27 protein-coding genes are annotated in these 21556 nt (G+C 60.9%); 3 read left to right on the top strand and 24 right to left on the bottom strand.

Translation table 11 applies throughout. From position 1 onward, the window contains the following. Positions 1–2: 2 nt before the first annotated feature. From ALO80_RS31060 to ALO80_RS24620, 21 genes are read right to left on the bottom strand one after another with little or no spacing between them, the layout of a single operon-like run. Positions 3–974, bottom strand: a complete 972-nt coding sequence (locus ALO80_RS31060) for a hypothetical protein (RefSeq protein ID WP_055010900.1) — start codon at positions 972–974, stop codon at positions 3–5. Further along, entirely contained in the window at positions 947–1657 is a 711-nt protein-coding gene (locus tag ALO80_RS24710) for a hypothetical protein (RefSeq protein ID WP_055010899.1), read from the bottom strand. The genes ALO80_RS31060 and ALO80_RS24710 overlap by 28 nt, the downstream gene beginning before the upstream one ends. Then, positions 1654–2184 (bottom strand): baseplate complex protein, encoded by a 531-nt coding sequence (locus ALO80_RS24705; RefSeq protein WP_055010898.1) that lies wholly within the window; start codon positions 2182–2184, stop codon positions 1654–1656. Before ALO80_RS24705 ends, ALO80_RS24710 begins: the two co-directional genes overlap by 4 nt. Next, positions 2181–3113 (bottom strand): hypothetical protein, encoded by a 933-nt coding sequence (locus ALO80_RS24700; protein ID WP_055010897.1) that lies wholly within the window; start codon positions 3111–3113, stop codon positions 2181–2183. The genes ALO80_RS24705 and ALO80_RS24700 overlap by 4 nt, the downstream gene beginning before the upstream one ends. Next, complete coding sequence (locus ALO80_RS31445; protein ID WP_055010896.1) at positions 3103–3603, bottom strand: hypothetical protein; 501 nt, start codon at positions 3601–3603, stop codon at positions 3103–3105. Before ALO80_RS31445 ends, ALO80_RS24700 begins: the two co-directional genes overlap by 11 nt. After that, entirely contained in the window at positions 3600–5942 is a 2343-nt protein-coding gene (locus ALO80_RS24690) for a phage tail protein (RefSeq protein WP_055010895.1), read from the bottom strand. Before ALO80_RS24690 ends, ALO80_RS31445 begins: the two co-directional genes overlap by 4 nt. 8 nt (positions 5943–5950) lie before the next feature. After that, positions 5951–6475, bottom strand: a complete 525-nt coding sequence (locus tag ALO80_RS24685) for a phage tail protein (RefSeq protein WP_055010894.1) — start codon at positions 6473–6475, stop codon at positions 5951–5953. Continuing rightward, on the bottom strand, positions 6472–7641 hold the full coding sequence (locus ALO80_RS24680; protein WP_055010893.1) for a baseplate J/gp47 family protein: 1170 nt from the start codon (positions 7639–7641) through the stop codon (positions 6472–6474). The genes ALO80_RS24685 and ALO80_RS24680 overlap by 4 nt, the downstream gene beginning before the upstream one ends. Next, positions 7638–7955 carry a DUF2590 family protein gene (locus ALO80_RS24675; protein ID WP_003342289.1) on the bottom strand — a complete coding sequence of 106 codons (318 nt, stop codon included), beginning with the start codon at positions 7953–7955 and terminating at the stop codon, positions 7638–7640. The genes ALO80_RS24680 and ALO80_RS24675 overlap by 4 nt, the downstream gene beginning before the upstream one ends. Further along, a complete protein-coding gene (locus tag ALO80_RS24670) occupies positions 7955–10324 on the bottom strand; it encodes a phage tail tape measure protein (protein ID WP_055010892.1) in 2370 nt (789 codons plus the stop codon). Before ALO80_RS24670 ends, ALO80_RS24675 begins: the two co-directional genes overlap by 1 nt. Positions 10325–10329: 5 nt before the next feature. After that, a complete protein-coding gene (locus tag ALO80_RS31660) occupies positions 10330–10473 on the bottom strand; it encodes a DUF6890 family protein (protein ID WP_003342293.1) in 144 nt (47 codons plus the stop codon). Positions 10474–10493: 20 nt separating this feature from the next. Beyond that, positions 10494–10784 (bottom strand): putative phage tail assembly chaperone, encoded by a 291-nt coding sequence (locus tag ALO80_RS24665; protein WP_003342295.1) that lies wholly within the window; start codon positions 10782–10784, stop codon positions 10494–10496. 33 nt (positions 10785–10817) lie between these two features. Beyond that, positions 10818–11297 (bottom strand): lysis system i-spanin subunit Rz, encoded by a 480-nt coding sequence (locus ALO80_RS24660; protein ID WP_055010891.1) that lies wholly within the window; start codon positions 11295–11297, stop codon positions 10818–10820. Continuing rightward, positions 11294–11821: a lysozyme gene (locus ALO80_RS24655; RefSeq protein ID WP_055010890.1), complete on the bottom strand. Its 528-nt coding sequence runs from the start codon at positions 11819–11821 to the stop codon at positions 11294–11296. The genes ALO80_RS24660 and ALO80_RS24655 overlap by 4 nt, the downstream gene beginning before the upstream one ends. Then, positions 11818–12024: a hypothetical protein gene (locus ALO80_RS24650; RefSeq protein WP_055010889.1), complete on the bottom strand. Its 207-nt coding sequence runs from the start codon at positions 12022–12024 to the stop codon at positions 11818–11820. The genes ALO80_RS24655 and ALO80_RS24650 overlap by 4 nt, the downstream gene beginning before the upstream one ends. Continuing rightward, a complete protein-coding gene (locus tag ALO80_RS24645) occupies positions 12024–12233 on the bottom strand; it encodes a TraR/DksA family transcriptional regulator (protein WP_004407224.1) in 210 nt (69 codons plus the stop codon). The genes ALO80_RS24650 and ALO80_RS24645 overlap by 1 nt, the downstream gene beginning before the upstream one ends. Further along, complete coding sequence (locus tag ALO80_RS24640) at positions 12233–12685, bottom strand: phage protein (protein WP_003342306.1); 453 nt, start codon at positions 12683–12685, stop codon at positions 12233–12235. Before ALO80_RS24640 ends, ALO80_RS24645 begins: the two co-directional genes overlap by 1 nt. Before the next feature lie 3 nt (positions 12686–12688). Beyond that, the gene (locus ALO80_RS24635; RefSeq protein WP_055010888.1) at positions 12689–13801 is read right to left on the bottom strand and encodes a DUF2586 domain-containing protein; all 1113 of its coding nucleotides are present in this window, start codon (positions 13799–13801) and stop codon (positions 12689–12691) included. A 14-nt stretch (positions 13802–13815) separates the two neighbouring features. Then, positions 13816–14484, bottom strand: a complete 669-nt coding sequence (locus tag ALO80_RS24630) for a phage virion morphogenesis protein (RefSeq protein WP_055010887.1) — start codon at positions 14482–14484, stop codon at positions 13816–13818. Next, positions 14474–14917, bottom strand: a complete 444-nt coding sequence (locus ALO80_RS24625) for a phage tail protein (RefSeq protein ID WP_055010886.1) — start codon at positions 14915–14917, stop codon at positions 14474–14476. Before ALO80_RS24625 ends, ALO80_RS24630 begins: the two co-directional genes overlap by 11 nt. Continuing rightward, on the bottom strand, positions 14914–15375 hold the full coding sequence (locus ALO80_RS24620; RefSeq protein ID WP_055010885.1) for a head completion/stabilization protein: 462 nt from the start codon (positions 15373–15375) through the stop codon (positions 14914–14916). The genes ALO80_RS24625 and ALO80_RS24620 overlap by 4 nt, the downstream gene beginning before the upstream one ends. Positions 15376–15410: 35 nt before the next feature. Here ALO80_RS24620 and ALO80_RS24615 point away from each other — a divergent pair, with 35 nt between their 5' ends. Continuing rightward, positions 15411–15692 carry a hypothetical protein gene (locus ALO80_RS24615; protein ID WP_055010884.1) on the top strand — a complete coding sequence of 94 codons (282 nt, stop codon included), beginning with the start codon at positions 15411–15413 and terminating at the stop codon, positions 15690–15692. Between the two features lie 140 nt (positions 15693–15832). Here the strand turns inward: ALO80_RS24615 and gpM are convergent, their stop codons facing one another. From gpM to ALO80_RS24600, 3 genes are read right to left on the bottom strand one after another with little or no spacing between them, the layout of a single operon-like run. After that, positions 15833–16555 (bottom strand): phage terminase small subunit, encoded by a 723-nt coding sequence (gene gpM, locus ALO80_RS24610; protein ID WP_055010883.1) that lies wholly within the window; start codon positions 16553–16555, stop codon positions 15833–15835. Then, positions 16552–17574 carry a phage major capsid protein, P2 family gene (locus ALO80_RS24605; RefSeq protein ID WP_055010882.1) on the bottom strand — a complete coding sequence of 341 codons (1023 nt, stop codon included), beginning with the start codon at positions 17572–17574 and terminating at the stop codon, positions 16552–16554. Before ALO80_RS24605 ends, gpM begins: the two co-directional genes overlap by 4 nt. Before the next feature lies 1 nt (position 17575). After that, positions 17576–18508 carry a GPO family capsid scaffolding protein gene (locus ALO80_RS24600; protein WP_055010881.1) on the bottom strand — a complete coding sequence of 311 codons (933 nt, stop codon included), beginning with the start codon at positions 18506–18508 and terminating at the stop codon, positions 17576–17578. Between the two features lie 161 nt (positions 18509–18669). Between ALO80_RS24600 and ALO80_RS24595 the strand changes: the two genes are divergently transcribed. Further along, positions 18670–20724, top strand: coding sequence for a terminase large subunit domain-containing protein (locus ALO80_RS24595; protein WP_055010880.1), 2055 nt, complete (start codon positions 18670–18672; stop codon positions 20722–20724). Next, positions 20621–21502, top strand: coding sequence for a phage portal protein (locus ALO80_RS24590; RefSeq protein WP_055010907.1), 882 nt, complete (start codon positions 20621–20623; stop codon positions 21500–21502). The genes ALO80_RS24595 and ALO80_RS24590 overlap by 104 nt, the downstream gene beginning before the upstream one ends. The last annotated feature ends 54 nt before the right edge of the window (positions 21503–21556 follow it).

The raw sequence follows: 21556 nt of genomic DNA, 5'->3' as shown, positions 1-21556 counted from the left end.
ACCTACAGTGTCACAGACTTCAACAGCGTTGCTAAGGCCATAGACTTCGTCGCATCCGCAGTGAAAGAAGCTGCGTTCCCAGGTACCGGCGTCGGCCCATGGGTATGTGCAGCGAGCTGGGTGTTCATGTCCTGAACCAGATCGAGCAGGTCACACACGACCTGAAAGATGTTCACATCGCCCGATCCAACCCAGTTTTTCGGAGCCTGCAAACGCTGGCTCTTACTGGTGATGCTTTCACGCAGCCCCTGAATCCGTTCGTGCATGTCGCCACCCACCGTGGCGTTGTGCTTCTGTCCAACCACCAGGTTCAGGTCACGACCGGTTGCTTGGTGCAGGTCGTCCACAGCCGCCAGACTTGCAGATCCGCCTGACAGCAGCTTAAGTGCGCCCAAGGCCTCGATCTTCTTCACCCCACCCACTGACTCGGTCGAATGGTCATCCACCGTTCTGGTGTGGCTCTGGAAGCTTTCGGTGTTCGTCATGGCATCGACTTCGCGCTCGATCGCCAGGTCCTGGATCTTGCCGTCAGTCTTGCGCAACCAGTTGCCATCCGCGTCGACGCGCTGCTGCACGGCGTCACTGTGCTGCCACACCTGGTCACCCTTGGGTACCTTCGGTAATGTCAAACCATGCGGCAGGATCGTTTGAATGTAAGGCTTATGCGGCAGGCCGTAGGCGAAACAAACCACTACGCTGGTGCCCTCCTCCGGAAAGGCGAAGAACCCCATTTCATCCCCACCCACTGGCATAGGCAGCGGCACACCGGCCAATACCGGCAACGTCGTGTCGATCTCGCCGTCTGGCCCCATCACCTGCAGGTCGACCGAGAAGCGCGGTCGGAAGTCGTCACACAGACCGGCGCTGGCCGGCGCATCCGCCACGGCTACGACCTTGGCGAAGCGCGGCAAGTGATAGCCACCAGTGAGTTCAGGAAATTGCCGCTCTACGCTGCGCTTGATTGCGTCGTCCATTTGATAGCCATCTGCGTGCCGGCCAGCGTCACGTTCGTGATCCGCTCGCCCTGGTTGATTGATACGCCTGGTCGCAGGCCCGGTAAGGCCGCGATCATTGCGCTCTGGCTGCCCTGGTAACCGTCGAAAAGGTTCACCGGCAACTGCAACGGCGACCGAGCGCCGAAGAAACTGTCAGCCCAGGCACCGACGTAGATCTCGCCGTCACCCTGTTGCTGCCACATAAAGTCCTTGATGCCGAACACCCGCGCCATGCTGTCCAGTGCCTGGTAACCAGCGGCCAGGTTGTAGAAGAACGGCGTCTTGACGCGTGTGTAGGCCTGATCCGGAACTCGGAAACGCAGGCCGGTCTTGCTGCCGATATCGGCCAGTACCGCGCGCAGATCTACATGGCGCAGGTTCATGGGCAACGGGTTGGCCAGCACCGCAGCTAACTCGCGGCACAGCACCACCTGCTCGATGCCGTTGGTGGCAGTGCAGCGCTCGACATAGCCAATGAAATGACGCTGCAGGACCGCTTCGTTGTAGCCGATATCGAATGTGACCAAACCTTTGACGGTGGCACCTGCCTTGATCGTGAACGTGGCGCGTCCCGGACTCTTGAGATCCAGACGAACATCGTCATTGATCAGCGGCATGGTCACGCCGCCGATCGTCAGCACCTTGTGCAGCTTCATGCTCATGGCGTGCCGCCCAGGTAGGTGTCCACTTTCTTGAGCACGGCCTCAAAACCGGTCAGCTCTTCGGGTGTGCCCGATCCGCTGCCAGCAACACCATCACCTGGTGCTGACTGCGACGTTACGCCGTTGCCGGCACGCCGGTTCTCAACCTTCTCCGGGTTGGATAGCTTTTCGCTCAGGGTGAACTGGACGATCCACTGAGCCAGTGTGTCGTCTTCACGGGCGCTGACCCCGTCAGAGAACGTCACCTGCCGGATCCCGAAGGCCTTGGCCGTGTCGTTCACGATGCGGTAGGTCTGGAGCTGGCCACCGCCTGCAGTCGCCTCGGCCAGGCGCATGATAGTGCGCAGGTCCTCAAGGGCCTTGTAGGGGATTGTCAGCGCGACGGTCAGCGTCTTGGGTTTGAACCCCTTGTGCGATTTGTCGGTAGCCGATGTCTGGCCGCCCAGCTCGTCGGCCTCGATCTTGAGGTTGGCCGTCAGCTTCATGCGGTGGCCGACGATCTGCTCGCCATTGAGTAGCAGCGTCATAGGCCCACCAGTTCCTGGACAAAGCTCAGACTCTCCGCAGATCCGACCAACAATGCGCCGGCACACAGCGGCCATTCATGACCAGGTGCTTCGCCTTCGAGCAGTTCGCGGCGCAGCTGGCCCAGGTCACCCGGTCCCAGCATCCTGGACTGTATCGATACGTCGTCGGCACTGTTGGTGAACTGGGCTTTCAGATCGGCCAGCTGCTGCTCGCGCTCTTGTACCTGCGCCTTCTTTCGCGCCTGCAGATCTGCAAGGTCCGCCATGAGCGAGCTGTCGGCGGCATAGCCTTCGAGTACCGCCAGTTGTCCGGCCATAGACTGGCTGGCCAGCTTGGTGATCGGGCAGCGCTGCAGCGGCAACTGGCTCCAGAGCGGCATTTTCCCGGCGATCGGCATGATCCATTTTTCCACTTCCAGCTTGGCCAGGTGTTCGGCACGGCGCTCGGCGCGCACCAGGTCAGGCATAGGCAACACCACGTTGAACCGCCCCAGCGTCGCGGCGAGCTGGTCCAGGCGCGTGGCGAGGAATATCAGTACCAGGGCGCTCTGCTGACCTTGGGGCCGCACAGCGTCAGTGGTATCCGTGAGCTTGTCAGCCAGCAGCTGCAGCAGGTTGGGCGCAGACAAAAAGCGCTGATGGCCACCGCTGCCCTGCCCTACACCGTGCTGAAACGGCGTCACCACGATGCACGACGGGACGTTCTCAAACTGCGCCACCAACGCATCACGTCCTGCGCTGATCGCCAACTTCGCGGCACCCGCAATCAGGCCAGGGCTGGTCTTGGCGATATCGGCCAGCATCGAGACGCGCTGGCCGGTGATTGCCATTTCGCTCTGGATCAGGTCGCGGGCACCTGCCATCTGATCCATCCACTGCGTGGCCTGCACCGGCCATTGCAGTTTGATCGGTGCCCATTCATTCGCCATCGAGCACGACCGCTTCGATCCAGTCCGGTGTAACCGGCTGCGTGGTTTCCTTTGGGTAGCCAGACACCTGCGGCCATTCACGCACTGCCTGCCGCCAGGTCAGCAATTGGGTGAACTGCTCGGGTGTGATCGGCAGTTCACCGCCCAGATCGCGAGCATCGCGGTACTGCGATACCAAGTTGTCCGAGACTTTCAAACGCAGCTCCACCCAGAGCTTTGCCAGCAACGCCGGGTCGGCCTGAACAACGATGTCCTCGGCGTACTCGGTAGCGTGGCCACCTGCGTCCAGATAGTCGACAACAGCCTGGTAAAGCGGCGGGTTGTAGTCCTGGGTAACATGACAACGGTTGCCAGCAACGGTTATCACGAACGAGCCATCGTTTTTAGTGGCCACCTCGGAGAAGGACACGCCCAAAGCCACTGGCTCTTCGGGAGCCACGAAAATCGGCGGCAGGACCTCTTCAGGGGTTTTAAGTGTCACGTCTGTCATGCTGCGTACCTCCAGGCGAAACCGTAAATGGTGCTTCCGCCGCTGAATGAAATAATGGTGCCGCCGGCTGCCTGGCCACTTCGACCAACCACACCTGCACCACCTGAGTAGTAATGCATCAGCGAGTAACACCAGGTGCCGCCTGCTGGCAGTCGTACTTCGGTCGCGGTGATGGATACAGCCAGAAAGTTGTTGTTGTCTGGGCGGTAGAAGTTCTGCTCGCCCCACAGCAGGCCGAGGTCACTGGCATCCACTTGCGCCCGAACGCCTGCGCCGTTGGTTGCCCATCCCAAACGCAACTGGTTAGTGGCCTGGTTGGCTCCACCGCCTTGCTGCACAGGGGTAAAGCCGAGGCGGTTCTGCAGGTAGTGAACGGCCCCGTTTGAGGCACGGCGAAAGTATGGAAACTCCGGGTTGTCACTGGCAAAACCCGCTGTGGTGATCGAGTCAGCAGCAACCCGTGCGGAGACCAACGCATTGACCTGGGTAACGGTGTAACAGTCAGTGATGCCATAGCCGGCGATCGAGTTGGACTTATTGGCCTTTTCGTTGGGATTGAACGACTGCTCCGTCCAGATCCGGCCCATGTCTGTGGCGTCGACCGTCAATTTCAGTCCAACGTCCGACCAGCCGATATACACCTTGTTGGTCTTCTGGCCGGCACCGCCGCCCTGCTGCAAGGGCGTGTAGCCGATCTGCGGCTGCAGGTAATACACCTTGTCATCCGAACTACGGCGGAAGTACGGGTAGTCAGTGTTGTTGCTGGCAAAACCTGCGTGGATAATCGAGTCCGCCAGTACCCGCCTGCCCACCAGGTCGTTTACCTGCGTGGTGGTGTAGGCATCGGTGATGCCGTAGCCGGCCAGCGTTGTGGCTTTGTTGGCCTTCTCATTGGGATTGAAGCTGGTGTCCGTCCAGATCCTGCCCCCGTCGGAGCCGTCGACACTCACTTTGACCCTGTCTCCGGTCCAGCCGATGTTGATTCGGTTGCCCAGCATCCCTGGGGCACCGCCTTGCTTCACGAAACTGCTGTTCGCGTCATCCTTGCTGTACGCGTCGGTGATGCCATAGCCGGCCAGCGTCGTGGGATTCCCGCCGCTGGTAACCAAGCCTTTCAAATTGACGGCTACTCGCGTGTACGTACCTGCCGCAACGCCGCTATCGGCCAGGGTCAGGGTGATATTGGTGTCACCCGCACCGTCATAAGTCCCGATGCCACTGGCCGCGCCGTTGAATCGAATGGCACGCGCCGTGGCCAGGCGTGCGGCCCTGCCAACGACGGTAGAGCCATCGACGATCGATGCGATCACTTGATTGACTGCCGCACGCACAGCATTGACCATTCTGGTGGTGGCCAGCACCACGCCGCTGTTGCTGTTTGGATCGTCGCTGATCGCGTTCGGCACATTGCTCAGCCCGACGTCTTCCTTGGTCGTGGCACGGGCGCGCAGATCTGGATAGTCACCAACCCGCGCTGCGAAGTACTTCACCAGCTCGCTGTCGATCGCCTCGATCGGGCGCAGGTCGACCAGGCTGCTGGTACCGGTGATGTCGGCCAACGGCACCAGGTAGTGCCTGGCCGAGGCGCTGTCGGTGTAGTCGACCTTCGCTTCCTGGCCGAACACAACCTTGAATGAGGCCACGACGTCGCTCAGCTCGCGCTGCAGCACCACATCCAGCCAGGCTTTGGTCGGCACTGCCGGCACGGTCACAGGTAGTACGGTATCGAGCTGCAGACGAACGCCTTCGACATAAGCCACGCCCGGATTGAGCTGGTAGGCATTGCCCACCTTCTGCAGCTGCAGGCCTGCGCCGAAAAAGCAGGCGCGCCCGAACATGTCCCGGTTGCTGATGCGTTCACGCTCATCGATGCCTTTCATGCGCGCGGTGTAATCGAACTGCCAGGTACTGGCGTCGATCTTGATGCCCGTCAGTTGCTGGGCACCGTCGAACACCACCAGGAAGTTGCGCGTGACGTTGTTGCCGATCTGGTCGGGCAGGATGTTTTTGCGCTTCTGTTGCACCGGCACGTAAGCGACCGACAGCAGCACGTCGTCGCTGGTCTCCATGCCGATCCAGTTCCAGTCGAAGTCGCCGATATCGGTGCCCATCAGCAGGCTGTACACCACCTGGTTAGGGTTCACGTAACCCTGCTGGGTGATGTTTGCGGTGTAGACGATCTGGGCCGCTGGCGGCTTCACGCCGGCGCGATTGACCGGGCCGCTCACGTTGAGGCCTGGCACGTTGGCCAGCACGAAGCGGGCCACGGTCAGCGGCAGGTTGGCCGCTTGTTTCTGGGCGATCAGTTTCTCGCCGGCGAGGGTGATACTTGCAGCCATGAGGGCTCCTAAAGGCTGGCGACCAGCGTTTGCTGATCGTCATTGAAATCCACCAGGGCAACAGCAAGCCGCACCGGGGTGATAGTTACGAAGTCATACCGGCGGCAGGTGCGCCCGTACTGACGGATCAGCACACGCAACAGGTCGGGGTTCTCGGACAGTTGGGAATCGCTCAGGGTGAGCAACACGACGTCCCAGTCGCGTTCGGGCATACGTTCCTGGATCTCGACGTAGCCGACGCCCAAGCGCTCCAGGATGCGTTTCAAACCGGCAGTGCTGCCGGCGTCCACGGAGTTGATAAAGGCGTACTTGACTCGCAACCGGAACAGGCTTTCCGGCTCGGCGAGGAACCGCGTGACGTCACGCTGCCAGGCCCACAGTTCCAAAATGGACAGGTGGCAGGTGTCGGCGTCGAACTGCAGGTACGGCCAGCGCAGCCATTCGGTGGCCTGTTCCCACCAAAGCTGGGCGGTGGCCACCAGCTTGGTCAGCTCCAGCCCTTCAAGCCAGAACGGCAGCTTGAGCTTGATCATTGCAGGACCACCGCCAGGCTCTGGATTCGGGGGATGGTCAGCGCGGACACGATGTCGGCATTGGCGAACCGCAACGAACTGATATCCGGAAACTGGACGTGCAGCTCTTCGGTCAGACGGCTGAAACTGAAACGCGACTGAGGAAACGTGCGGGTCGGTGCGTAGTCGCTCTGGGTGCTTTCACGGAACGCAGCGCGGATGAACAGCCCGACTTCGCTCTGCAGCGTCTGCAGCTGCAGCGCCGTCAGATTGGCCACCGGCCAGACGTTGACGCTGATCGCGTGACGCGTTTCGGGTATGGCCATGGCCAGCAGATCGTCACCGTGGCCATGGTTGCCGCCGTCGCGGATATGCGTGTTGATCTGCTCAAGGAAGGCATCGGCGGGCACGCCAGCGTCGAACAGTACATACGCATTGGCGCTGCCTGGTCCACGCGGCGCGCCGTGTTCAAAATACACACCGTCAGCAGCAACCCCAGGAAAACCGGTGATGATCGCCCGGTACACCGCATCGGTGTGCCATTGGTTGACCGCCGAAAACTGGTTGCGCACGCGCAGACGCAACTGGTCGTCATGCTCGGAATCCGCGCCAGGCGTCTGCAGCCAGTCGGTATTGTTCACCACCTGGACAACGCCCGGTACCGACTGAGGCAGCACGGCGTAATAACCCGGTGCCAGGTTGTAGCCGCTGCCCGCTCCAACGGCCTTTACCGGTACGACCAGCTGACTCTGGCCCTCTTCAAAGCTGCGTGGTTCAGTGGTCACCAACTGGTAGATATGACCGTTGAGGGTCGGTGACTGAACGACAGTGCCGATCGGCACTTCCAGCTCGCCACCGGTATTGGCGCGGGTAAAGAGCAGTTCACCAACGGCCACAGTCGCGGCCTTGCGCTCGATGTTCACCGCCCAGGCCAGCATGTCCAGCCACTGCGCGCCGGCAGTCTTGACGAAGAAATTCGGTAGCACCGTACCGCTGACGAACTCCACCAGCCACAGCAGGGGCTTGGTGACCAGCGCCGTGATGATCCGCCAAAACGGACTGTACGCGCTGGTATTAGTCAGCGTGCTGCCCTGCTCGACGGCCAGCTTTTCCCAAGCCTGTTTGAGCTGCGCCTCAGTGGTCGGAATGCCGGAATCACCCAGCGCCTTTTTGAAGTCGACGGTCATAGGGTGATCTCCACCTGGCCGAACTTCACGGTGGTAGCGGTGACCAGGTACACACCCGGCTGGGTCTGCTCGATCTGCGCCGTGCCTGGTACCAGGCGCTCGTCATCTTCGACGAGCAGCTCCATCTGCTGAATGCAGTCACGCTGACGCAACCGGTCGCGCTCGGCCACCAGGGTGATCAGCAGGCCGCTTTCGCGGATCAGGTGCGCGATGTCCTGGGCGATCGAGGCGCGGTCATCTACCAGCAGGGGCTGGCGGGCCGGATCGAGCACCAGGTCATTGTTCATGATCAACAGATCGACGTATTCGCTCATCAGCCGCCCACCGCCATGGCCATCATGTTTTCCAGCTCCAGCGGGGTCATCTGCTTGGAAGTATTGATGTTCACGGTCTCGACGTGGGTGCCGGGGCGCTGGTTGGGGTTCATGGCGTTGCTCTGGTTCTGGAAGCTTTGCATCAGTCCTCCTTTCGGGACGGCCTGCGGTTTGGTGGGGCTGATCGACGTATTGGCGTTGATCGCCTTGCGGGCTTCGATGCCTTTGTCCGATTTGGCGGGCAGCTCGATGACCTTCTCGACGCGCTCTGGCAGTGCCGTTTTGGCCGGCATCGAAAACGTCAGGTCAGCCGACGCCGGCGGCAGCATGATTGGGTCGGCCTGGCTGATCTGCGGAGCAGGCATCTGCAGCGGTTTGAAGGGCAGCACGTTGGGTTGTGGCAGGCTGATAGGCGGTGCAGGTTTCACCTGGACTCTCGCTGCAGCACCCTGGGCCGGCGCAGATCGAGCAACCGCTGCCGGTACCAGAGCCAAGGGCTTAGGTGGCTGGCTTGCTGGAGCGGGAGCTGCCGAGGCGACTTTGGCCCCCGGTACGGTGCCCGCCGGCGGTGTGGTCACCACTGCCGGCAGTTGTGGACCCGGTACGGGTGCGCCCACCTGACCAGGCAGATCGGGCACTTTCGGCGGCTCGGGCAGATCACCAAACGTGGTCTCAATGTTGATACCCGGGATCTTGTTGGCCATCTCGATCAGGCCATTGATTGCGCCCTTCACCGTGGACAGGATGCTGTCCCAGGCAGTTTTGGCGATGCCGGACCAGCCGCCCATCGAGTCGAACCAGCTGGACAGTTTGGCCATCTGATCGCTGATCCACTGGAACGCGGTGGTGTTCATCAGTGCGGCGCACAGATCTTCCCAGTACACGACCGCCGCAACCACGGCAGCGGCCAACAGGACAATGCCGGCCACGATCAGCAGCACCGGGTTGGCCAGCATGGCGGCGTTGACCAGCCAGATCGCGCCCTGCCACAGCAACATACCGACGCGCACGATCGCCATCCAGGTGTACAGACCGATCAGGCCGACGACAAATGCCGCGACCATGACCGTGTGGAACAGGAACATGGCGATCGATTTGAAGCCCTGCCAGGTGAGCAGCTTCCACACGGTGAGCATGCCCAGCCAGACCATCTTGCTGACACCGACGACCAGGGTCAGCAAGGACATGGCGGCGATGAAACCAAAGACCACCAGCGTGGTGATACCGATAAGCCGGGTGATGTTCGGGAACAGCTGCGTCCAGCGGGTCAAGGTCTTGGCAATACCCACCAGGCGTTCCATCAGCGGTGTGAGCGTCGGAATCAGGGACTGGCCGAAAGCGATGCGCAGCGCCTCGACGGCTTTGCCAAACTGCTCCCACGGGTCGACCATGGCCTTGGCCATCTTCTCGGCGTTCTCCAGGCCCCGGACCTTGCCCAGCTCGGCGATGCCATTGCGCAGACGATCAGTGTCCTTGGCGAGCGCGCCGATCACCTGGGCACCTTCACCGCCGAACACTTCCATCAGCTTGGTGCCGGCAGCCGCGCTGGTCAGGTCGCCGTACTTGCCCTGCAGCTTGTCCATGATCTGCAGCATGGGCAGTGCATTGCCGGCGGCGTCCGTGAAGCTCAGGCCGGTTTTCTCGGCAGCCGCACTGAGGTTTTCGAAAAACGCCTTGTAGCGCCCGCCGGCGTCGCCGCCTTCCATGGTGCTGGACAGCGTACCGACCACCGCCATTTGTTCGGCAAAGCTGACGCCGGCCTGGGTCGCGATAGCCCCTACTTCCTTGAAGGCGTCTTTCAACTGCGCACCGTCGGTGCGGAACAGCTTCACCGCCAGCGCGGTCTGGCCGGTCAGCTGCTGGGCCCATTGCACCCGGCCCATCTTGTCTGCCTGGGACTTGAACAGGTTGTACATGGTGCCCAGATACGCGCCGGTCGTTTCGGCGTCGGATTTGGTGACCTTGGCCAACAGGTTGCTGGCACTGGTGATGGTGGCCAGCTGGCCGCCGACCAGGCCCTTGATCGCGCCATCGATGACGCGTGACGACGCCACGAACTCGGCGGCGCTGGCGGCGTAGGTGATCGAGAATTCGAGGGCAGTCCGGTTCAGCGACGCCAGCGCGTCTTCGGTCGTGCCCAGGGCGCGCATGTCGCCCAGCGCCCGGTTCACTTCAAGCGCCGGTTCCAGTGATTCGGTGATGGCCTTGCCCGCCCCCACCATGCCGGCCAGGCCCGCGCCCATCTGAATGATGTTCTGCTGGCTCTTGGCTGCAAGGTCGCTGAAGCTGGTTTTCACCTTGCCCAACGGGGCACTGACCTTGTCGGTCAGTTTCAGGATGAAAGCCAGGCGGGCGGAACGGTCAGCCATCAGGGTTATCCGTTAAAGGCAGTGGAAATGCCGTTGGCGACGGCAATTTCCATGCGTCTCCAGTGTTCGTCTTCGAGCCACTTGGCGGTGCCCATGCTTTCAATCGTGGGCTCAGCGCCAGGCAGCCAGCGTTGGGTCAGGGCCAGCAACTGGCCCAGCCCGTCCTGGGTCAGGCCTTCGGCATGTTCGAGGGCTTTTTTACGATCACTTCAACGTCCGGCGAATACTCTTCAAGCAACGCACCGGCCAGGGTCATGGTGGTGATCGGGTTTTCCAGCAGCGCTTTCAGTGCGGCCTTGTCTTCGTCCTTGACGGTGCCCATCAGCAGGTTGTGGGCCGGGGCGACCTTGTTGGCCTGGGTCGTTGCGTTGAAGTACTTGGTGATCACCTGCGGGGTCAGGTTGAAGGTGAATTCCTTGTCGCCACGTTCCAGGGTGATGCTGCGGTTTACTTCGCTCATGTCGGTGTTTCCGTAAGGTTGAGTTGCAAAGGGTCAGGGTTGTGCCGGCGTGCGTTGCACGACCTGGCGGATGTAGTCCTGCAGGCCGAGAATCATTTGCCGGCTGAGGGCAAGCTCGTCTCTGAGGGAGAAATAATCCGATCGAGCGTCTGCTGCGAGTTCGGCGCTGCCTGCATCAGCCAGGCCGGCGGTGCCGGGGGCACCGGGCACTGCGGGGCAGATAGCTTTGATGCGCAGCCGGTAACTGCCATCAGCAACAGCAAGCTGCAGAGTGTTGATTTGAGCGCGGGCACGGTTCAGTTCCTGGGTATGGTGGGTGTCGAGCTGGTCCCGCGCTGCGAGCTGCTCGCCGCTGATGCGTGCGGCTTCACGTAGGCCATCGCGCTCGGTTATTGCGCTGTTGCGCTCCTGGACGACGGTTTCATACCGATCAAGCGCCCAATCGACGGCAAGCCAGATGACGAGGCCGACAAACAGGGTGCGAAATAGCAGTTGCAGCGGGCTGATGGTCATTGCAGGCACAGCCTCATTTCGGCCAGCCGGCGGTTGTGCAGACCACGGACAAAAGTCTTGCGACCATCGGCACCGGTCACGTAGGCCCACACCGGCGTCGTGCCGTCGGAAGCCCAGGCCAGCGCTTTGCAGCCCTCAGCAATGCGGCCCGCATTGATCAGGCCCACCGCACGGCTCGCGCACGTCGTCGGCACGCCGAAGTTGTGGCCATGGCTGCTCAAGGCGTCGAACGTGTTCTGCCCGATGGCCTGGTTGGTCAAGCAGTCGGCCAGGTTCAACTGGCCCTTGGCGATGACCAGGCCTTCCACCTCGGCACAGCGCGCATCCGACCAATATTCACCGACCACCACTGGATCCGGACTGGTGTGCTTGGTGATGCCCTTGCAGACCGTGGGCAAACCACTGGCCAGCTTGTCGGCATACACCACGTTCTGGCCGTTGCCTTCCCAGGTGCCCAGGAAGGCGGTCAACGTGGCGCTGCAGAGCAGCAGCACGCCGGCGGTGATCTTGACCCGCAGGCTCATGGCTTGACCTTCCAGTCCCGCAGCATCTGGCGGTACTTGGGGATCAGCAGCAGGATCTGCAGCACCATGTAAAACGCAGTCAGCATGTAGGCCACTGCGGACCAGTCAACGGCACCGGTCGCACCGGTGGCGGCGACGCCGATAGCGGGCGACGCCTTCACCAACGCAATGGCGGTGTCCTGAGCAGCTTGATTGGTGCTCATCAGCGAAGTCCTTTTTCGGTCAGGGTTTGGCAAGGCACGCAACGGGTCATACCGCCTAATGCCTGGCGCGCCGGTGGGATCTCCTTGTCGCAGTCCTGGCAATGGGTGAGGCTCGGCCCGCTCGCTCGCGGTTTGGCCAACTGGGCCGCAATAGCCTGGTCGCGCTGTCGCTGCTCCAGAGCCTGCGCACGATCGAACGGGCAAACCATTACGTCAGGCCCTCGATCTCAGCAGCAGCCAGGTACGGCACGCCGTTGATCTTGATGAAATCCGGACTGGTGACGTCGAACGGCACCTTGTGGGTGTTCTTCGCGCCGCCCTTGGGATCGATGCTCAGCAGGCTCGACACGCGGACCTTGCAGCCGAAGGCCTCGATCCGCAGTTCCTCTTCGCCGGCCTTGGCGAAGAACACGATGTCGAACGGCTCCAGCTCGCGGAAGCTGCCCGCAGTCTTGGCCTGCTCGATCAGCAGATTGAAGTTGGTGGTGTCCAGCTCCAGTTCGCCGGCTGCAGCGACGTCGCCGTCGACGTGCCCGTTGGGCACGCCCTTGGTCTGGGCCACGGTGCTGTTGTCCGTGATGTCGATGGTGCCGGCCTCGACGTGAACGAGCAGATCGCCCAGGTTCACGTCGAAGTTCTTACCGCCAATTTTTGCGGCCATGGGTTACTCCGAATCCGTAACGGAAAGGTCCAGCGCGATGTTCGCGGTCAGGTCTTTCGGGCAGTTGAGGGGACGCAGCTTGAGGTAGGCCACGACAGAGGTTTTGCTCGTCCAGGTCAGTACGATGTCGCCGTCCTTGGGCTGCTCGATCTCGCCTGGAAACACCTGGCCGGCGAATTTGGTGGACTTGGCCATCGCGCGCAGCGGGGCCATCAGCTTGGACGTGGTGGTCGCCATGCTGTTGGCCGAGCTGTTCAGGGTCCGATCGCCCACGTAGCGGATCAGCAGAGCGCGCACGCGGCGGGCTGCCTTGTCGACGACCCGCAGGTTCTCGATCACCTGGAAGTCACTGCCGGGGGTGTCCAGCATGTTGCCGTCGCCCCAGTAGGTGCCCGGATAGTCCGGGTACGTCTGCGGCACAGACAGACGCGCTGCGTCGAGCTGCGAAAGCACCGCGGTGCTCAGCGGGATGCCGTCCATGTCTTTAGGTTCAGCGCCCAGGCCCAGGACCGCGCCGGTGGCAACGCGCATCGGGGTGTCGGCAATGCTCACGGCGGCATTGGCCAGTCGACCGGCCAGCACGCCCAGGTTATTGCCGTGCAGTTGCGGTACCGGCAGAACCCGAGGCGCAGCCAGGCCGTCGACGATGGCTTTCTGCTCGACAACGTAAGCGCTCCAGCTCAACTGCGGAGCAATGTCGGCAGTGGCGGCCATCACGAAGACGCGGCGGCCCAGCTTGTTGCTCAGGTCATTGGCTGCAACGTGCATCGCTGACAGCTCGGCCTGAGTGGTTACCGGGTTGACGATCACCACCGCTTCGAATGAATAAGTGCGGGTGGCGCTCTCAAGCGCCTGTTGCCAGGTGGTTTCGCCTGCGATCGGAGCGGCGATGCAGGCCCAGCGATCGCCGCCGTTGCTGCGCGCCGCCAGGATCTGGGTTTTCAGGTCGCTGTCCGCAACGCCCAGCTGGACGTCCAGATCACTTTGGGTGTCCAACGGGACCAGCTTGCCGACGTTCTTGGCAGCGGGACCGATAAACAGGAAATAGCGTTCGATCTCGCTCACGGCACCCTGGCCGAGGTTGAGATTGTTAACGCTGACTTTGCCGAGTGCCATAAAGCGGTGCCTCGTTAGCGGGGTGAATTAAGGATTTGTTGCAGCACCAGGTTCACCAGTTGGCTGGTTTCGCTGTCGCTGGCACCGAGGAACTGACGCGCAGGCAGCTGGATGTTCCAGCTTTGCGCACCGGTGGATTCGGCTCGTTCGTCGTCCAGGACGCGGATCAGCAATCCCGCTCTGGCGTAGTTCAGGTGTTGCTGGATCCACGCCACGGATGGGCGGGTCAGGGTCTTCTTGCCTTCCTGACGGGTCTTGAAACCCAGACGGCGCAGGCTCTTGGCCTGTTTTTCGGTCGCGGCGGTGCCCGGAGGGACCTTGTTCCACTGGCGCATCTGTGCGGCGGTACGCCGTTCGGACACGCCGTTGTGTTGCTGCGAGGCAACCCAGCGGGTCAGCGTGTTGCGCCAGCCCAGTTCGGCTTCGTTACCAGTCAGGCGGGTGACATCGAGCAGCTTGCCCAAGCCGGCTTCCATCTTCTTCTTGCCCTTGGACGTGTCCTTGCGGGCAGCGAACGGGGTTCCATTCAGGTTCTGCTGGTTGCGGATCCGCTGGCGGCTCAGACTGCGCACGCGCTTGGCCACGTTGTTCAACAGACGTCTGCGCTTGGGCGTCGGCAGTTCCATCAAAGCCAGCAGGTCCTGGGTTTCGAGCATGCCGCGAATGTCCAGATCAAAGGCCATGACCGGTCACCTCGCCGCTCTCAGCCACCCACAGTTCGAACGGTACGAACGACCAGGTACTGCCAAAGGCCTCGATCTCGCCGGCAGGATCCTCGGCCAGGTACTGCGCCTCGGTGAACTGCAGCTTGATGTCGACGTCGGCCAGGTCGTTGTCGAGCATGACCACATCGAACACCACGTTCGGCAAACCATCGCGGTCTTGGTCGTGGGTTTCCAGCCAGCTGCCTACCAGGGCAAACAGGCGCGCCGGGTGATCCGCGAACCGCTCGATCGAGATGGTCGCGCCGTAATTCATGTCACCCATGTGCATGCCTTGGGTGTCAGGTTTCCAGACCAGCTCGACCTGCACCTGGTCGGTCCAGCTGTCGAGCTGCTCAGGGGCAACCAATTGGCGCTCGAGCAGGTAGGCGGTCAACGCCTTGAGCTTGATCACAGCAACGCCGCCGTGATGCGGCCACGGCCCTGCAGCGACCGCACAGCGGCCTGGCTGAAAGCGAGGAAGGTTTCGGAGCGCTCTGGCAGTTCCTTGCCCACGTTTTCGGCGCTTTCGCGGCGATTCACCGTGGCGAACTGAGTCAGCAGGCTGGCTTTGGCGCGGCTGTAGACGGCGCGCTTATACGTGGCCGCTTGAAAGGTGCGCTCTGGCAGGACGGTGGTGTCTGCGGATTCAACGTTGGACACGCCAGTGCCCTGCCAACGCGCTTTTAACTTGGCCAGGTCGGTATTGACCTCGATCATGGCCATGGTCAGATCGGCGGTCAGCATCTCTATCAGGTACTCCGCCGGCAGGCGGTAACACTTCTGAAACTCAGCTAAGGACAGATCGGGCCAAAATCCGTCATTTGTGATCGGCTGCTCAATAAAAATGCTGGGTTTTCCAGAAAAACTCATACACTTGTCCCCCTGATCACCGAGGAGTGAGTGCCATGGATGCCGAAACAGAACCTTCCGCTTCCGTCAAAGCTTGGTTTGAACACCGTCAGAGGGCTGATGGACGTGGAAATGAGCTTGTGCAAGCGCACGCCATGGCCATCATGTGGTTGGAGGCGCAACACATTCGGCCAGATACAATTGATGAAGCACTGCGTATGACTGATACCTATCTTGGCGTTCTGAAGGAATGCGTTCAGGTATTGGGAGGCAGCAATTTGGAAATCACCGCGACTTTCCCTCACGGGAAAGTGACGATAGATGTACTTTCGCAGTGATCCGTTAAACATCAGCGCCTCTCAAAAGCCCCGCCCAGTGCGGGGCTTTTTGTATTAGGGGCGGGAAAACTGTTTCAGTGGGTCAGGGGCCATAAAATGGTTGGCTCACGTCCACAGTTTCTCGCCGGGGGGGTAGTCGGTTATTCGGTGCCGTTGCCGGCGTTTTCTTTGGCTTGCGCCTTGGCCAGCGCCTTGCGGCAGTCAGCCAGGCGCGTCCCTACACCGATGCTTTCGTAGAGCTGTTCGGCTCGCTCGAAGTGGTGAATAGCGACAGGCCAGTCCTTGCAATGCAGCGCGATCATCCCCAGCAACTTGTGGTAACGAGCCGGAATGCGTTCGAACAGCTGCCATTCGCCGTCGACACGGGGCAGCAGGTTGGAAACGTAGGGCTCAGGGCTACGCCTGGCCTTGAATTCCGCCTCGGCCCAATCGATCACCTCGTCTGCAACGAAGGTCGGAATGTCGCGATTGAAGCGCTCAGGCAGCGTCTGGCCCTGGGATATGGCGAAGTCGGCCAGTTCCAGGCCCTGGGTAAACTGCTCGGTATCGAACAGCCAGATCAGGACATACACCAGCACCGAGTTCTGGAAATTCAATTCCGAATCGCGGTACCGCTGTACGTAATCCAGGTACTTGGGCAACAGCTCGTCACGCTTGAGCAGCTGGCGCTGCTCGCGGCTGTTGATCGCGCTGATGCGATCCAGATCACCGGCCAACGCGTCTTCCATCAGCTTCAAATGCTTGCGTGCATTGGCAGGACTGAACAGCGCGGTGTCAGCTGAATAAGCCATCTGTGCACCGGCGACCGCAGTCGCTGGGCCTTCTGCAATCAAGCGGCGTTTGTGCGCCAGTGCCAGGCTCATGCTTTCACCAATTCGACGTTTTCAGTCATGGCGAACTTTTCCAGCTGCTCGATCACATAGCCTTCGTTACGGCTGTTGTAATCCTCGACGCGGGAGCGCTTCGGGTTATCGATGGTTTGCTTGCGCCAGCTGGAATCCTGGAAGTAGATCGACAAGTTGTCGAAGCTGGTGACCACCACGGCGTTGACCGGGAAGAACGGCACGCTGAAGCTCGGCAGACCGCCATAGGTCGCGATGACCTGAGCGTCTTCGATGCGTTCTTTCTCGGTTGGCAGATCGCCTTGTTTGGCGTACAGCTTGGCTTTGTCAGCCGCCAGCAGGTCACTGCCGATGATTGCGATCAGGTCGCCGCCATCACGAACGCGCTCGTCGACCATCTGTTTGGTGTCATGCACCAGGGCGTCTAGGTTGGCATAGTCGCCGCCTTCGCCCAGCATCACCTTTCCAGCGACCTTGCCTTCCTTGAGAACCTGCTCGGGGATCTGCTCGCGAGCGATCTGCAACCAGCCCTTGTTCACGTCCTGCAGCATCGGGAATTCAGTGAGATTGGTCTGCGCAGCTGCCTTGATGCCGTGGAAGCCGATCATCAGACGGTCGAGTGCGATCTGCTTCTGCACAGCGGCGGAGTAGCGCTGCTGGAAGTCCGGAAACTTGGCCCAGGCGTCGATCTTGGCGTAAGGCAGGCTGACGTCGGATTCGGTAGAAAACAGCTCATAGGTGCTGTCATCCAGCGCCGAAGCATCCTTGGCTTCACGATCAGTGGTCTTGGTATTGGTGCGACCGGTCACAGGACCCGACACGCCCAAGAACACCTTTTGACCCTTGATCTCGGTCACGCCGATGACGTTGATACGCTGCAGGAAATCGGACTTGTGGGTGATCGCCTCGTTGAGTTCCTGGGCAATAGTGGGCTCGACGCTGAAAGTCTTGCTGGCCAGCTCGACGCCGTAAGACTCAGCCAGGGAAACCTGAAGGGCCGCGAACATTTTTGCGCCGAATGCGCTCAGTGACTGGGCCATGTCAGAGTACCCGCTTCGGTTTAGGGTCAGCGGCACCGGTGGTGCGTGACAGGTGGCGGCCTTCCGGCTTGTCCAGCAAGGCGCTGAAACGGGCTTCCAACTTCGCCATGCCAGCGAGAACGGCAGCATTGTCAGAGCCTTTGCGGCTCATCTGCTTCTCTTCTTCGGCGGTGCCCACGATGTCATCGACCGCCGTCTGTACGTCGTCGATCGGGGCCTGGTCGGGTGCCGGCGGTGCTTCTGCAAAACTGTCAATCAGCGCCTGAATGCCGGCAGTGACGATCAGTTGCTGTTCGATCAAGGCCTGCAGCGCTTTGGCTGTAGCTTCATCCATTGGGGGTTTGCTCTCGGTAGGGGTTTGCGGGGTGGTTTCGGCTGGCACCTCTTCAATGCCAAAGCGCTTGAACAGGCCGGTGAACATGCTGAACAGCTTGGCCACCTCGCCCTGCGGTTCGTCTTCACCAATCGAACCCAGCGGGACGGCCGCCGCGTAATGCACGCGCTTGCCGGGGCTGCCCGGGTTGCGGGAGAAGTAGAGTTCTTGAGTGCCCAGGCTGGCCGGCTCGTCGGTGACGGCCAGGCCGGTCAGGTACGCCCTGCCGGTGCCAGCAAAGTCGGGCATGATCTCGATACTGGTGAAGAGCTTTTCGCCTTGGTCGTTGAGCCACAGCAGCTTTTGGTTGGGCTTCAACTGCGCTTCCAGCGCGACTTGGCCGGGGGCCAGACCCTCGACGTCCTCGATCAGGCGCACGGCAAACACGGTGCCGTAGGAGCCTGGCCAGCGGTCATGTTCGGACCAGATGGTGGCCGTGTAAGTAGTAGTGCTGTACGTCTCGGCGATGTCGCGCAGTTCCTGGGGCGTGATGACGCGACCATCGACGGTAGGACCGCTGGTGGCGACGCGTTTCCAGAAGCTGACAAGGGAACGGGGCATGGGAAGAACTGCGCTCATCGGTAAGTTGAGGCCCCAAGATAGGGAGCCGCAACGTCTCCAACAAACGGTTTACTTTCGCGCTTCTCCTATATTTGATTTATAGGAGAAACGCGGATTTTAACTGCACGTTTTCTGCGTTTTCGCCGCATAGACTGCGGCCCATGTACTACTCAACCGAAGTCAAAGAAGCCGCCAAACGCCTGTTTCTGCGCCGTCACAAGGCCAAGGAAATTCAGGCGCAGTTGAACCTGCCCAACATCCGGATCGTGTACCACTGGATCCGCGTTGGTGGCTGGGAAGACATGCTGACGGATGAAGAACCGCTGACCGCCGTCAGCCGGCGTATCACCTTGCTTCTGGAGAAAGCCGACTCGCTGACCAAGGGCGAGCTGGACGAACTGGACCGGTTGACGACCGTCCGCGAACGCTTGGTTAAGCAGTGTGTAAAGCCGGTGGTCGCGCCGGTCGGTGATGATCAGGATGACGATGGCCATCGCCGCGATGATCAACGAGGTGAGCGACGGGAGCGTGGCAAGCGCGACGGCAAGAAGCGGGAAAAGAAGGTCAAGAACGACGTCAGCGAGCTGCGCGAAGTGGACTTTCTCGACAAGTTCATCAGCAAAATGTACGGCTACCAGAAAGAGCTGTTCGCCGCGAAACAGAACCCGCTGACCGCCAGGATCCGGAACATCCTCAAAAGCCGCCAGGTGGGCCTGACCTACTACTTCGCCGGCGAAGCCTTCATGGACGCAGTGCTGACCGGCGATAACCAGGTGTTCCTGTCGGCCAGCCGCGCCCAGTCCGAGATTTTCCGCAGCTACATCATCGCCTTTGCCCAGTCCTGGTTCGGCCTGGAGCTGACCGGCAATCCGATCGTTCTCAGCAAGGACGGCAAGCCCTGGGCCGAGCTGCGCTTTCTTAGCACCAACAGCAGCACCGCGCAGGGTCACCATGGCCATGTGTACGTCGACGAATATTTCTGGATCCGCGACTTCGAGAAACTGAACACCGTGGCCAGCGCCATGGCGACCCATAAGAAGTGGCGCAAAACCTATTTCTCCACACCCAGCGCCGTGTCGCACCAGGCCTATCCGTTTTGGCAAGGCGAGAAGTTCCGCAACAGCAAGCGCAAGAACGCTAAGGAGCCATGGCCGAGCGATAAGCAGATCTCTGCCGGCGCGCTGTGTCCGGACGGTCAGTGGCGCAAGGTGATCACCATCCTGGACGCCATCGCCGGCGGCTGCGATCTGTTCGACCTCGAGCAGCTGCAGCTGGAGTACGACGACGACAAGTTCCAGCAGCTGTTCATGTGCAAATTCATCGACAGCAGCCAGAGCGCGTTTTCCCTGGCAGATCTGGAGCGCTGCTATTCGGACCTGTCGTTGTGGGCCGACTTCGATCCGGACGACCCGCGCCCGTATGGCAACAGCCCGGTCTGGATCGGTTACGACCCGAGCCGGACACGCGACGACGCGACGTGCGTGGTCATCGCACCGCCGCTGGAGAACGGCGGCAAGTTCCGGATCCTGGAGAAGCACAGCTGGCGTGGTCAGTCATTCAAGTACCAGGCCGAGCAGGTCAAGAAGCTGACCGAGCGCTTCAACGTTCAGCACATCGGGATCGACACGACCGGCATCGGCTACGGTGTCTTCGACCTGGTGCGTGACTTCTACCCGCGTGCGACCTCGATCCACTACAGCCTGGAAACCAAGAACCTGTTGGTGCTCAAGGCTCAGGACACCATCCAGGGCAGCCGCATCGAGTGGGACGCCGGCTGGAACGATATCGCCCAGGCCTTCCTGACAATCAAGCGCGGCACAACCGCCAGCGGCCAGGTGACCTACAGCGCGTCGCGAACCGACGCGACAGGTCACGCGGACGTGGCCTGGGCGGTCATGCACGCCCTGCAGTACGAACCCCTCAACACGGACAAAAAGCGGCGCAGTCGCTACGCACTCACTGGATCAACTTCCCATGGCAAAACCCAAAACCCTGCAGCAGGAAAAACCGGCGCAACGGCCCATGCGTGCATTCACATTCGGTGCGCCGGAATCCGTGCTGACCGACAACATCGCGCAGTACCTAGGCGTGTTCGCCAGCGACGACGGTCGCATCTTCACGCCGCCAGTCTCACGCAGGGGGCTTGCCAAGCTGCTCAAAGCCAACGCACACCACGGCGCGATACCGGGGTTCAAACGCAATCTGCTGCTGCGTGAATTCATCCCTTCAGCCGGTCTATCGGTGGCCGATATGAGTCGGGCCGCGCTCGACTTCATGGTGTTTGGCGAGGCGTATTTCTACCGCGTCCCTAACATGCTGGGCCAGATCCTGGAGCTGACCCATTTGCCGGCCATCAACATGCGGGTGAGGGTCGACGGCGGGTTCGTCCAGTTGGAGCAGAACGGACGGGAGACCGAGTTCGAAGAACACGAGATTGAACACATCCTCAATTACGACGTGGAACAGAATATCTATGGCGTGCCCGAGTACCTGGGCGGCCTGCAGGCACTGTTGCTCAATGAGGCAGCAACTCTTTTTCGTCGTCGCTACTACAGCAATGGCGCTCATGCCGGATACATCTTCTACACCAACGACCCGAACCTGACCGAAGAGGACGAAGACGAGCTACGTGCCCAGATCACGGCCAGCAAAGGAGTGGGCAACTTCCGGTCGATGTTCGTCAACATTCCGGGCGGTTCCGAGAAGGCCATCCAGATCATCCCGGTGGGTGACTTTCAAGCCAAGGACGAACTGGAGAAGGTGAAGAACATCACGCGCAATGACGTGATCGCGGCTTGGCGTATGAACCCGGCTTTGGCCGGAATCATCCCGGAAAACAATGGGGGGTTTGGCGACATTGAGAAGATCGATCGCGTTTACACCAGCAATGAGATCAGGCCGATCTGTCAGCTGTTCGACCAAGCCAATGCAACGTTGCGCGAAGACCGGCGGTTCTCCTGGCAGTTGGTGCCGGTGACACCAGCAACGGCTTGATATGACCGAAACCACAGATAATGCCACTACGGGTATGGCAAAATACTAGCGAGA

This window comes from Pseudomonas caricapapayae (assembly GCF_001400735.1).
Lineage (GTDB): Bacteria > Pseudomonadota > Gammaproteobacteria > Pseudomonadales > Pseudomonadaceae > Aquipseudomonas > Aquipseudomonas caricapapayae.
Note: the sequence above shows the minus strand (reverse complement) of the source record. Positions and strands in the feature narration are given on the sequence as shown.